This window comes from Caulobacter henricii (genome assembly GCF_001414055.1).
Taxonomy (GTDB): domain Bacteria; phylum Pseudomonadota; class Alphaproteobacteria; order Caulobacterales; family Caulobacteraceae; genus Caulobacter; species Caulobacter henricii.
The window spans coordinates 2,062,737-2,074,581 of record NZ_CP013002.1; the positions used below are offsets into that span (position 1 = coordinate 2,062,737).

The window sequence follows — 11,845 nt, forward strand, 5'->3', positions numbered from 1 at the left end:
CGCTTCTATTTGAACGGCTTGTGCTGAAATCTGATTAAGGCCCGTGGTTACGGGGCAATTAGGTTCGCCTCCACCAGCCTGCGGCGGGCCGTTTCACGCAACGCGTTCCACTCGGAAGCCAGAATTCCGAGAAGCACGACATCCCGCGCAACGCCCGTCTTCAGCACATGGCCGCGCAGATAGCCCTCACGCCGAAATCCCGTGGCAGCCTGGGCCTTCAGCGCGGCGTCATTGTCAGCCATCACCTCGGCGAACACCTTGTGCAGGCCAAGCTCGCCAAAGGCGCGATCCAGCCCAAGCACCTGTGCGGCCCGACCCACGCCGCGACCGCGGGCTTCAGCCGATCCCAGAAACCAGTTCCAGCTCGCTCGCCGATGATGGCTGAGCAAACCCGACAGGGTCAGCAGGCCCGACGGCGTTCCACCCCGGGTAATCAGCCAGCCGCGCATATCCGGATCCGAGCGAAGAAGGCTGAACCATGCCGAATGGGCCTCACGGCTGGGAAAGGCCGCATCGGACATCCAACGATCGACTTCAGGTTCCGAGCGCCACTTGAACAGCACGCCCTCATCCTCGTCGCAGAGATCGCGAAGATCGATCATTCTGGCCGTTTCCTCATCCTGCCCCTCCAAGCGTATCGCGCGCGCCGGGTCTGGCCTAGTGCGCGGACGCCGTCTCGCCGCAACAAGGCTAGCCGTTGAACAGCTTGAGGATGATCTGCGGTGCCGAGTTGGCAATCGACAAGGCCTGGGCACCGAGTTGCTGCTTGACCTGCAGGGCCTGGAGTCGAGCGCTTTCCTTGGCCAGGTCAGCATCGACCAGATTGCCGACGCCGGTTTCCAGAACGTCGGAAAGACGCGCGATGAAAGTCTGATGGGCGTCGATCTGCTTGGCCTGGGTGCCGATATTGCCGACCGCCTGGTTCACGGCCCCCATGGTGGCGTCCAGCCGCGTCAGGACGCCGGTGGCATTGGTCACATTGAGAATGTCGTCAGTCGCCGACAGCGTATTGATCGTGCCACCAAATGACAGATTCTGCAGGTTCAGGGTAATTGCAGCCACGGCATCGGCGTCTGCAAGGAACGAAACATCGGTCGCCAGGCTGCCGTTCAGCAGATTCGCGCCGTCAAAGGTCGCGCTGGAAAGCACCTGGTTGAGATTCTTGATCAGCCCCTGGAAGTCGGCGTTCAAGGCCTCGCGAGACTTGGTGGTCAAGGAGGTGTCCTTGGCCGCAACGACCTTCTCGCGCATCAGGTTGAGGAGGTCGGAGACTGATTCGCCGGCCGCCAGGGCCACATCAGCGACGGAGGTGGCGCGGTCGAGACTCATCTTGACGGCGGACAAGGCGTTCATGTCGGCGCGTTGCGCTTGGGCGATCGACCAAACGGCGGCGTTATCCTGGGCGCTCGAAACAGCCAAACCCGTGTTGATGCGGGTTTGCACACCCTGCATGTCGTCGTTGGTTCTGTTCAGATTTTGCAGAGCGATCAGCGCGGGCTGATTGGTGTTGACGCTCAGGGTCATTCTCGGCCTCCGATCGGAAATTTTTTCCGGGATTGGTCCGCACGCCTCATGGCGAGCGAGCCCTCACGGAACCGACCGTAGGATCAGAAGGTAAGGTTATGGTTAACGGAAATAAACCATAACCGGATCGCCCCGCGGCGCGCCGCCGCAGGGGAGGAAGAGGCAAAAGGGCCGCCTCAGGTCAGGCCGTCATACACCGCGCCAGGGTCATAGCTGGCCGCATGCTTGAGCTTCAGCACGTCTTCTCGCGGTAGGACCTGGAGGGTCTCTCCCGTTCGACGGTCTACAGTCTTGTAGATGAAGGCCCCACTGTCCTCGTCCTGTTCGATGACGAGGCGAAGATCGCCGGGCTGATGTTCCACAGGAGCATCTTTTCGCGCTTCTGAAACGCCGACATCGCCCGCGGAGGTCTCCGGGGCGTTCAACTTTGTATAGGGGCTCGTTGGAACCGGGTCGGCTGCGGGGGCCGACAGAGCGGCTTTGGTTTCCATCTCTCCTTGCGCCAGCGCCTGCGCGGCGGCGTCCTCTGGTGGTGCGGGTTCTCCTCGCCTTCAGGCCTGAATGAGACGGAGGCGGACCAGACCCTGGCCCGCCTCCCCTACTCCTTAACGGAACAGGCTCAGGATCGATGACGAAGCTTGGTTGGCAATCGACAGTGCCTGCACGCCCAGCTGTTGCTTGGTTTGCAGCGACTGCAGCTTGGCGCTTTCCTTGGCCAGGTCAGCGTCAACCAGGTTGCCCACGCCGGCATCCAGGCTGTCCTGCAGCTTGCCGACGAAGGTCAGGTGGGTGTCCAGGCCGACTGAGCTTGTGCCCAGCGAAGCCAGCTTGTTGGTCGCCGTCTGCAGGGCCGTGGACACTGTGGTGATCATGGTCTTGGCAGCAGTGGCGTCAGCAAAGGTCGAGGTGGTCGTCAGGCCGATGCCGGCCAGCGACAGGGTCTTGGCGGTGACCGTAAAGCCCGAACCATCCGAGTTGGCCAGGAAGGTCAGCTTGGTGGTGGTTCCGTCAGCGATGCTGACGCCGTTGAACTTGGCGTTGGTGGCCGCCTTGGTGATCTGGTCACGCAGCGACTCGAAGTCGGCCTTCAACGCGTTGAAGCTGGCGGTATTGAGCGAGGTGTCAGACGCTGCGAGCGCCTTTTCCTTCATCTTGCCCAGCAGGTCGGTGATGGTGTCGCCGGCGGCCAGGGCCACGTCGATGGTCGACTGGCCGCGCTGCAGCGAGTCCTTGACCGAATTCAATGAGGAGGCCGTGGAGGACTGGTTCTTGGCCGTCGCCCAGATCGCGCCATTGTCCTTCGCACTCCCCACCTTCTTGCCGGTGTTGATGCGTTGCTGGACGGTCGCGAGCTCCGAATTGGTGGAGTTCAGGTTTTGCAGCGCGATCAGCGCGCCGCTGTTCGTGTTGATGCTATTCAGCGCCATAACGACTTTTCCTTTTCAAGGTGGTCCGACGTCATTTTGACTGCCGGGAGCTTTTTGCTCAGGTCGGTGGGAAGCAATGACCGGGCCAAACTTGCCGCCCAAGCAACGTGCGCCAAGAGCTTGAAAAATAAGCGTTATAGGTCCATTTACGACAGCAGCCCCCGGCAATTTCTGCCGGGGGCTGCTGTCGTGGGCAAATTCTGCCGGGCAATTGATGCCCTGAAAAGGAGGCGCCGGGCGACCCGAAGGTCGCCCGGCTTATCGGATCACTTGAACAACGACAGGATCGACTGCGGCGTCTGATTGGCGATCGACAGGGCCTGCACTCCCAGCTGCTGCTTGGTCTGCAGCGACTGAAGCTTGGCACTTTCCTTCGCCAGATCCGCATCGACCAGATTGCCAACACCCGCTTCCAGGCTGTCTTGCAGCTTGCCAACGAAGGTCAGGTGCGTGTCCAGACCGACAGAGTTGGTGCCCAGCGACGACAGCTTGTTGGTCGCAGTGGTGAGAGCAGTCGTGATCGTGGCAATCATCGTCTTGGCCGTGGCAGCATCCGTGAAGGTCGAGCCGGCCGCCAAACCGATGCCGACGAGCGACAGGGTCTTGGACGCCACGGTGAAACCACCACCATCAGCATTGGCCAGGAAGGTCAGCGACGCCGTGGTGCCATCAGCCAGGCTGACACCGTTGAACTTGGCGTTCGTGGCCGCCTTGGTGATCTGGTCACGCAGCGACTCGAAGTCTGCCTTCAGGGCGTTGAAGCTTGCCGTGTTCAGCGAGGTGTCGGAAGCGGCTAGGGCCTTTTCCTTCATCTTGCTGAGCAGATCAGTGATCGTGTCGCCAGCTGCGAGCGCCACATCGATCGTCGACTGACCGCGTTGGAGCGAGTCCTTCACGGAGTTCAACGAGCTCGAGCTGGAGCTCTGCATTTTTGACATCGACCAGATCGCGCCATTGTCCTTGGCGTTGGCGACCTTCTTGCCGGTGTTGATGCGGCCTTGGGTTGTTGAGAGCTCCGAGTTGGTCGAGTTGAGGTTTTGCAGTGCGATAAGCGCACCACTGTTGGTGTTGATTGAGTTCATCATGGGTCACCTACCGTTTTGGTCGGATTTCTCCGGCGCGAGCCGGCTGGGCGTTTTGCCTGCAGCGACCATCGCAAGGGGCGGGCCACTCGCAGACCCATGTGACCAGATTTTAAGTCAATGATTTTATTGAACTATAGCCCAGCCAAGCTCCAAAACGAAGCCGCCCGGCGAATGCAAGATTCGCCGGGCGGCAGGAACTTCCTAAACAGCTGGGCAATTGGCGCCTGAGGGATCAGCCCCCCTCGACGCGCCCCGCCAGACCCTGCATGATCGTGCGATTGATATCGATCAGCGGTTCGAAATCCTCTTCCTTGCGCATGACCGCACTGGAATGGCGCCCGACCCAAAGGCTCAGGGAAATGATGCTCGCCCGCAATTCGGGTGCCAGGGCGTTTTCAGGCAAGGAACAGTCGGTGGCCATCGCCGACCAGACGCGGCGATTCCAGTCCAGCGCATCGATCCGCTTGGCAATATCGTCTTCGGGAGACTGAGCCGCGTCCATAAGGGCGCGAGTCACCTGTCCGAAGAGGCGATATTCCAGTTCACGCGGATTTTCAGCCCTCGTCGCCGCCTGCTGATAGGCTCGAAGAGACATGCCCCAACCTCTCGTCTTCGTACTCGATCAATTTTCGGCTCAACATGAGCGCCTTGTAGTATTCCCGCGCCATGACGTGCTTTGAAATCGCAATGCAATCTGCAAGCACGGCCGGGTTGCGCACCACGCTCATGAACTCGTTCAGGCGCGTGGCGAAGTCTTCGTAGAACCGTTCAGCGACACTCTCTTCAAGGTACATCATCATGACGGGGAAGTAGATGCGACGCGATGGCGTCGTCACCTGATCCAGCTGCATGATATCCTTCTCTCGAAGGACGGAGGCCTTGTTCTGGAGCACGAGAACGCCGCGTCGGTCGCCATTCTGGACGACCGCGCCATTCAAAACGAACTTCTCGCCGGGCTTCAGCGAAAGCTTCAAAGGCACGTTATGCCGCTCCCTTTTGCAATCGCCACGACAGCCCGGTCCGCCAGGATTAGCGGGTCAGAAGAAAGCTATGACGGATCGGGTTAACACCGTCTTGCTGGCCCTGTGACCGTGAGCCGCAGCTTAGGACTCAGTTAAGCATACTGCCTCACAGGATGGTTAACTCCAAACCTGCAAGGCTCAACCATGTCCCGCAAACGCGCCCTTGAAGGCTCTGGAAGTTCGCTGGCCCAGCAGGAAGTCACGGCGGCGGCGATCGTCCAGCGCGGGATCGCCGGGACGACCATGGGAGACTCGGCCTCCGCAGAAGCTCTCGCCCGGCTGGACCGCGCCGCCAAGGAACTGAAAAACCGCGAAACAGCCCGTCTGCTCGGCGAAGCAATCGCCGCCATTCATGCTCGCGACTTTCAGAAAGCCGACACCCTGGCCCTGGCCGTGCTCGAGAAGGACGAACGTCAGGGGGTCGCCTGGCATGTCCTGGCAATCGCCCGCGAAAAGAACGGCGACTTTGTTTCCTCGATGCGCGCCTATGAGGCAGCGCTGCAGCTCTTGCCGGACCACGGTCCGGTCGCCGGGGATCTGGGCCGACTGGCCTACCGCATGGATATGCCGGAGCTGGCCGCGAAATTCTTCGCCCACTACCGATTGGCACGACCCGACTGCGTCGAGGCGACCAACAACCTTGCCTGCGCCCTGCGCGATCTCAACCAATGCGCCGAGGCCATCGACATACTTCGCCCGGCCATCATGGCCGACCAAGGCCAGCCCATCCTGTGGAATACGCTGGGCACGGTGATGTGCAGCCTGGGTGACGGCCAGCAGGCCCTGACCTTCTTTGATGAGGCGCTCCGGCTCGCGCCATCGTTCGGCAAGGGCTACCACAATCGTTCCTATGCCCGTCTCGACCTGGGTGATGTCCCGGGTGCCCTGGCCGACTGCGAAGCGGCCATTGCCCACGCCGAGTCCGTCGAGGACCTGGCCATGATGCAGTTCGCCCGCTCAACCATCCTGCTCTGTCTTGGCCGGGTCAGCGAAGGCTGGGCGGCCTATGAGTCTCGCTTTTCACACGATCTTTCCGACGCGCCGCGCTTCCTGATCGATGCGCCGCGCTGGTCAGCCGACCAGTCCCTGACTGGAAAGCGCATGTTGATCTGCGCAGAACAGGGTCTGGGCGACGAAGTCATGTTCGCCAATCTGTTGCCGGACATCATCGAGGCAATTGGCCCGGAAGGCTCACTTTCAATTGCCGTCGAACACCGGCTGATCCCGCTGTTCCAGCGCTCGTTCCCCGACGCCGAAGTGACAGCCCATCGTACGGTCGCCTTTGAGGGACGCGTACGACGTACGGCACCTAAAGTTTCAGACTGGAGCAAGATCGACCTCTGGGCACCGATCGGCTCGCTGCTGCCCGTTCTGCGCCCGAGCATCGAGTCGTTCCCGAAGCGCCCCAGCTTCCTGAAAGCCGACCCGGCCCGCATCGCCCACTGGCAGCAGCAACTGGAAGCCGCCCCCCAGGGCCCAAAGGTCGGGCTGCTCTGGAAAAGCCTGAAGCTGAACGGCGAGCGTGCGCGCCAATTCTCGCCCTTTGACCTGTGGCACCCGGTCTTGCAGACGCCCGGCGTCACCTTCGTCAATCTGCAGTATGGCGATTGCGAAGAGGAAATCGCCTACGCCAGGGATGAGCTGGGCGTCGAGATCTGGCAGCCGGAAGGCATCGACCTGAAAAAGGACCTCGACGATGTCGCGGCTCTCTGCTGTGCCATGGACCTGATCATCGGCTTCTCCAATGCGACGATTAACCTGGCAGGAGCCTGCGGGGCCAAGGTCTGGCAGATCAGTGGCGCGGCATCCTGGACGCGCCTCGGCACAGACAGCCTGCCCTGGTATCCGCAGATCCGCTGCTTCTCGTCATCGGACTACTATGACTGGTCACCGACGATGAATGAGGTGGCCCAGGCCTTGGCCGACACCTATTCGGGGCAGGCGCCGAACTAAGGGTTTCGGGACATTCCGGTTTCAATTCCAGACGCTCTTGCCAAGCGCGCGCCGCCCGGTAGTTTGAACATCTGATTTGAACACTTGTTCGAGACCGGATCGATCCGGCAGAGGGTGGGTATGAGCCAGCGCTTTGAAGGCACTTCCGACTATGTCGCCACTGACGACCTCAAGGTCGCGGTCAATGCCTCCGTGGCGCTAGAACGTCCGCTCCTGATCAAGGGCGAGCCGGGCACCGGCAAGACGGTTCTCGCCTACGAAGTGGCCAAGGCCATGGGCGCGCCGCTGCTGACCTGGCACATCAAGTCGACGACCAAGGCCCATCAGGGCCTCTACGAATATGACGCCGTCACCCGTCTGCGCGACAGCCAGCTGGGCGATGAGCGGGTCAAGGACGTCAAAAACTACATCAAGAAGGGCAAGCTCTGGGAGGCTTTCGAAAGCCCGGTGCGCCCCGTCCTGCTGATCGACGAGATCGACAAGGCCGACATCGAATTCCCCAACGATCTGCTGCAAGAGCTCGATCGCATGGAGTTCTATGTCTACGAAACCGGTGAGACGATCGCGGCCAAGGTCCGCCCGATCATCATCATCACGTCCAACAACGAGAAGGAACTGCCGGACGCCTTCCTGCGGCGCTGCTTCTTCCACTATATCCGCTTCCCCGAGGAAGCGACGATGCAGGCCATCATCGATGTCCACTATCCCGGCATCAAGCAGAAGCTGGTCTCTGAGGCCCTGCGCATCTTCTACGACATGCGCAAGGTGCCGGGACTGAAGAAGAAACCCTCAACCTCGGAACTGCTCGACTGGTTGAAGCTGCTGATGGTCGAGGACATCGACGAGAGCCTGCTGCGCGAGAAGGATCCGACCAAGCTGATCCCGCCCCTGCACGGAGCGCTCCTGAAGAACGAACAGGATGTCCATCTGTTCGAACGCCTGGCCTTCCTGGCCCGGCGTGAGGGGGCCGGCGGTCGACCGGGGCAGTAAGGCCTTACCGGGAATTCACTGGACGCGAGTCACGAGCCCCCTCACCTTCCTTGTGAAATCAAAGGAATGGTCATGCGTCGTTCGACTTGGATCGCCTTGCTCGCCGCCACCAGCGCCCTGGCTATGACGGCCTGTCATCGCAGTGAAACGGACAAGACCGAGAAGTTTGAGCACCATCGCTCTGGTGAGCCCATTCGGGTAATCAGCAAACTCGACTGCCCGGAAATCCAGGGTGAACTCAAGCGCGTCAGCGTGGCCGCCGATGGCCTGTCATGCGCCTATGCTGGCAATGGGGCCGAGGTCAACCTGCGCCTGGTCGCGCTGAACGCCGGCAATGCGGAGGCCGCCCTTGCCCCCATCGAAGCGGAGCTCAAAACTCTGATGCCTACGGTCAAGCCTGCGGCCGAACCCAAGGCTGGAGACAAGGCCGAACGCAACAAGACCAGCATCCACCTGCCCGGCCTGAGAATTGATGCCAGCGACAGCGGTGCGGACATCAAGATTGGCCACATCACGATCAACAGCAGCGACGGTGGTGCATCTGAGGTCAAGATCGACAAGAACGTCACGGTCAAGGGCGACAGCCACAAGGACAGTGTCAGCATCACCACGTCAGATGGCGAGGATGCCGAGGGTGACGTCAATATCCGGGCCAGCGATGGCGGTGCCGAGATCCGCCACAGTAAGCGCGGGGACTCGATCCGTTCCACATTGATCCTGGCCAGCGACAAGGCCCCCAGCGGCTATGGCGTCGTCGGCTACGAGGCCCGCGGCCCCAAGGGGGGACCGCTGGCCGTCGCTACCATCAAGGCCAAGAACCGCAATTCCGGTGACCATGACGTCTTCAAGGACATGAAAGCCCTGGTGCGCCACAATGTCGGTGGCTGAGATCAGGCCGGAATGACGGCGACCTCCATCACCTTGTAGGTCAGGGCACGACCGTCTTCGTCGGTGACGGTGACATATTCACCGAGGGCAAATCGGTGATCGCCCAGCCGGTGCACAGGTTCGTCATCGGCCGTGTCAGCCGAGTCGTAGTCGAAGAACCAGCGTGACCCTTTTCGCGCCAGCCGGCCGTCGACGGCATCTTCGTCGGGCGTGAAGCGGCGCACACTGCAGGCCGCTCTGTGCTTGGCATAGGCCGCTTCATCCAGATGCCCGTCGGACGTCAGAGGGGCCGTGAGGGTGTAGCCGCGATGGTCGTCGCCCCCGGCGAACTCCGTTCCAGGGTTGCGGGCAAGGCGCAGCACGATGCGAGACAGGGACATTGAAGCCTCCCTTTGAGAATGACGTCCGATTTAGTGTGACAGGAACAGCGAAGGACCATCGCTGTTGAGCAGGCTGCGGGTCGTGCCACCGAAGATGAACTCCTGCAGCCGCGGATGGCCGAACGCCCCGGCGACCAGGAAGTCAGCCCCAATGTCCCGAGCCTGTCCAAGGAGAACGCCGGCAGCATCGCCAGTACCCGGCAGGACCTGGCTGGTCGCCGCCACACCGCGTGAACTGAGGAACTCGACCAACCGGTTCAGATCGAAATGCCGCGATGACGCGCCTGGCGCGCCGGCAACGATCACCGATGAGGCTTTCTGCAACAGCGGCAAGGCGGTGCGTACCGCCCGGCTGGCTTCCTTGCCGCCGTCCCAGGCGACAAGGGCCACGCCGCCGATCTTCAAGCCCGGTCGCGCCACCACGACGGGTCGCTGCTCGTCCGCCACCAACTGCTGAAAGGCTTCCGCCAGCGGCCCCTTGCCGCGCGCCGAGGCGTTGTCGAACACAATGACGTCCGACAGTCGCCCCTCCATGGCCAATCCCGCCCAGACCGGCGAGTCCAGGCTGATCACCCGGGTCCGGCCATAGCCGATCTCGGCAGCCAGGGCCCCGACGGCGCGGGCACCTTCCAGGGCCGCCTCCTTCAGGCTCTCCATGGCCGTGACCTGCACGCCGCCCATGAAGCCTTCACCCATCCAGGGCATGAGGTCGGCCATATCCGCCGGCGCATGGACACAGGCCAGCTCAGCCTCAAAGGCCTTGGCTAGCACGGCCGCAGACGCAAGAAGTTCCCGGTCGGCCTGGGCTCCCGCGAGTGGAGCCATTATTCTCGCCCAGCTCATGATCGAACTCCCTTTGGCGTGCATTTCCACAGATCAGGCCGCTCCGCTCATTGATCTTTGTCAACCAATGGGCCAGTCAGTCCAACTTCACCGTAAGGAACGATCTCGTGGCCAAAGGGCTGCATAGGGGCGCGGCACCCCGCGCTTGGCAAAGGATGCTCTCCGGCCGGAGGCTGGATCTCCTCGACCCGTCGCCTATGGACATCGAGATCGAGGACATCGCCCACGGCCTGGCAAGGGTCGCCCGCTGGAACGGCCAAACGATTGGCGACCACGGCTTTTCCGTCGCCCAGCACAGCCTGGTGGTCGAAGAAATCGCAGCCCATATCAAGCCCGACCTCGAGCCGAAATGGCGACTGGCCGCCCTGCTGCATGATGCGTCCGAATATGTGATCGGCGACATGATCAGCCCGTTCAAGGCTGCACTCGGCGTCAGCTACAAGGACTTCGAAGGGCGGCTGGAAGATGCAATCCATATCCGCTTCGGACTGCCCGTGAAGACGCCGCCGACGATCAAGAAGCTGATCAAGCAGGCAGACCGCGCCTGCGCCTTCTTCGAGGCGACCCAATTGGCCGGCTTCGAACATGCCGAGTCCCTGGCGATTTTCGGAGCGCCGCCCCCGGGATACGATCTGCAGATCCGGCCGCAGGCCCCGTTCGAAGCCCAGGCTCAGTACGTGCAGCGATTCCACGTGCTCTCCCGGGCCGCCGGTTTTGAATCCGCCCCCCTCGCGGTCCTGGAAACCGAATGACCGCGTCGGTCGTCATCGGGCTTTCCGCCGTCGTCGTCGCCATTCGCGACGGCGAGGCCGTCGTGCTGACGGTTCGCCCGCATGACGCTATCACCGACGTCGCCTCGCCCCTGCCCGGCCTACCCTTTGGTCCGTTCGACCCGGAAGGCCACCGAACCTTCGAACTTGGCCTGCGGGCCTTCGTGACCGAGCAGACACGGTTCCAGCTGGGCTATGTCGAACAACTCTACACCTTCGGCGACAAGGGCCGAGACGCGCCTCGGGCCGAGGTCGGGGCCGGAGCCGCGCGCGTGGTTTCGGTCGGCTATCTGGGCCTGACCCCCGACGCCATCGACACCAATGCTCCCGATACGGCCTGGGCTCCCTGGTCGCGGTTCTTCCCCTGGGAGGACTGGCGGCAGGGCCGGCCTGCCCTCTTGGACACCGTTCTGGCCCCAGCCTTGAAGCGCTGGGCCGGGGACGACGCGGCCAAATGGTCTCGCGCCCGTCTGGCCTTTGCTCTGGATGGCGCACCCTGGAACGAGGAACGGGTCCTGGAGCGCTACGAGCTTCTTTACGAAGCTGGCCTCGCCCCGGAGGCCGCTCGCGACCAGGCCCGCGCCGATGGCGACGATCCGGCCGAGCCCGCAGCCCTGTCGGCAGCCCTCGGCGAACCCATGATCTCGGACCACCGTCGCATTCTGGCGACCGGCCTGTCGCGCCTGCGCGGCAAGATCAAGTATCGCCCGGTGGTCTTCGAGCTGACACCCGAAGAGTTCACCCTCTCGACCCTGCAGCGCACGGTGGAGGCCATAGCCGGCGTGCTGCTGCACAAGCAGAACTTCCGCCGGGTGGTCGAACGCGAGGACCTGGTCGAGGGCCTGGGCAGACTCGACGCCGAGACCGGTGGCCGCCCGGCCGAACTGTTCCGGTTCCGCCGTGAAATGCTGGTGGCGCGCCCGGCCAGCGGCCTCAGCCTGCCGCTTCTGCGCGACTGACCCA

14 protein-coding genes are annotated in these 11,845 nt (G+C 62.4%); 5 read left to right on the forward strand and 9 right to left on the reverse strand.

All coding sequences use genetic code 11. From position 1 onward, the window contains the following. Positions 1–47: 47 nt before the first annotated feature. The 7 genes from AQ619_RS09540 to flbT all read right to left on the reverse strand — a co-directional run bounded on the left by AQ619_RS09540 (position 48) and on the right by flbT (position 5,016). Positions 48–602 carry a GNAT family N-acetyltransferase gene (locus tag AQ619_RS09540; protein WP_062146705.1) on the reverse strand — a complete coding sequence of 185 codons (555 nt, stop codon included), beginning with the start codon at positions 600–602 and terminating at the stop codon, positions 48–50. Positions 603–690: 88 nt separating this feature from the next. Beyond that, complete coding sequence (locus tag AQ619_RS09545) at positions 691–1,524, reverse strand: flagellin (RefSeq protein WP_062146707.1); 834 nt, start codon at positions 1,522–1,524, stop codon at positions 691–693. A 176-nt stretch (positions 1,525–1,700) separates the two neighbouring features. Continuing rightward, on the reverse strand, positions 1,701–1,886 hold the full coding sequence (locus AQ619_RS18765) for a hypothetical protein (RefSeq protein ID WP_084746231.1): 186 nt from the start codon (positions 1,884–1,886) through the stop codon (positions 1,701–1,703). Positions 1,887–2,129: 243 nt separating this feature from the next. Next, positions 2,130–2,951, reverse strand: a complete 822-nt coding sequence (locus AQ619_RS09555) for a flagellin (RefSeq protein ID WP_062146710.1) — start codon at positions 2,949–2,951, stop codon at positions 2,130–2,132. A 266-nt stretch (positions 2,952–3,217) separates the two neighbouring features. Further along, complete coding sequence (locus tag AQ619_RS09560; protein ID WP_062146712.1) at positions 3,218–4,036, reverse strand: flagellin; 819 nt, start codon at positions 4,034–4,036, stop codon at positions 3,218–3,220. Between the two features lie 232 nt (positions 4,037–4,268). Further along, a complete protein-coding gene (flaF, locus tag AQ619_RS09565) occupies positions 4,269–4,631 on the reverse strand; it encodes a flagellar biosynthesis regulator FlaF (RefSeq protein WP_062146714.1) in 363 nt (120 codons plus the stop codon). Then, positions 4,591–5,016 (reverse strand): flagellar biosynthesis repressor FlbT, encoded by a 426-nt coding sequence (flbT, locus tag AQ619_RS09570; RefSeq protein WP_062146716.1) that lies wholly within the window; start codon positions 5,014–5,016, stop codon positions 4,591–4,593. Before flbT ends, flaF begins: the two co-directional genes overlap by 41 nt. A gap of 186 nt (positions 5,017–5,202) precedes the next feature. On the opposite strand from flbT, the gene AQ619_RS09575 reads away from it, so the two are divergent. From AQ619_RS09575 to AQ619_RS09585, 3 genes are all read left to right on the forward strand, one after another. Then, entirely contained in the window at positions 5,203–7,011 is a 1,809-nt protein-coding gene (locus AQ619_RS09575; protein ID WP_062146718.1) for a tetratricopeptide repeat protein, read from the forward strand. A 120-nt stretch (positions 7,012–7,131) separates the two neighbouring features. Then, on the forward strand, positions 7,132–8,001 hold the full coding sequence (locus tag AQ619_RS09580; protein WP_062146720.1) for an AAA family ATPase: 870 nt from the start codon (positions 7,132–7,134) through the stop codon (positions 7,999–8,001). Between the two features lie 72 nt (positions 8,002–8,073). Beyond that, positions 8,074–8,889 (forward strand): hypothetical protein, encoded by an 816-nt coding sequence (locus tag AQ619_RS09585; RefSeq protein ID WP_062146722.1) that lies wholly within the window; start codon positions 8,074–8,076, stop codon positions 8,887–8,889. A 2-nt stretch (positions 8,890–8,891) separates the two neighbouring features. Here the strand turns inward: AQ619_RS09585 and AQ619_RS09590 are convergent, their stop codons facing one another. Together AQ619_RS09590 and AQ619_RS09595 are read right to left on the reverse strand one after the other, a co-directional pair. Then, entirely contained in the window at positions 8,892–9,269 is a 378-nt protein-coding gene (locus AQ619_RS09590) for a hypothetical protein (protein WP_062146725.1), read from the reverse strand. 30 nt (positions 9,270–9,299) lie between these two features. Further along, entirely contained in the window at positions 9,300–10,112 is an 813-nt protein-coding gene (locus tag AQ619_RS09595) for a universal stress protein (protein ID WP_062146727.1), read from the reverse strand. A gap of 107 nt (positions 10,113–10,219) precedes the next feature. Between AQ619_RS09595 and AQ619_RS09600 the strand changes: the two genes are divergently transcribed. Beyond that, complete coding sequence (locus AQ619_RS09600) at positions 10,220–10,864, forward strand: YfbR-like 5'-deoxynucleotidase (RefSeq protein ID WP_166504204.1); 645 nt, start codon at positions 10,220–10,222, stop codon at positions 10,862–10,864. Next, complete coding sequence (locus AQ619_RS09605) at positions 10,861–11,841, forward strand: NUDIX hydrolase (protein ID WP_062146731.1); 981 nt, start codon at positions 10,861–10,863, stop codon at positions 11,839–11,841. The genes AQ619_RS09600 and AQ619_RS09605 overlap by 4 nt, the downstream gene beginning before the upstream one ends. Positions 11,842–11,845: the final 4 nt, after the last annotated feature.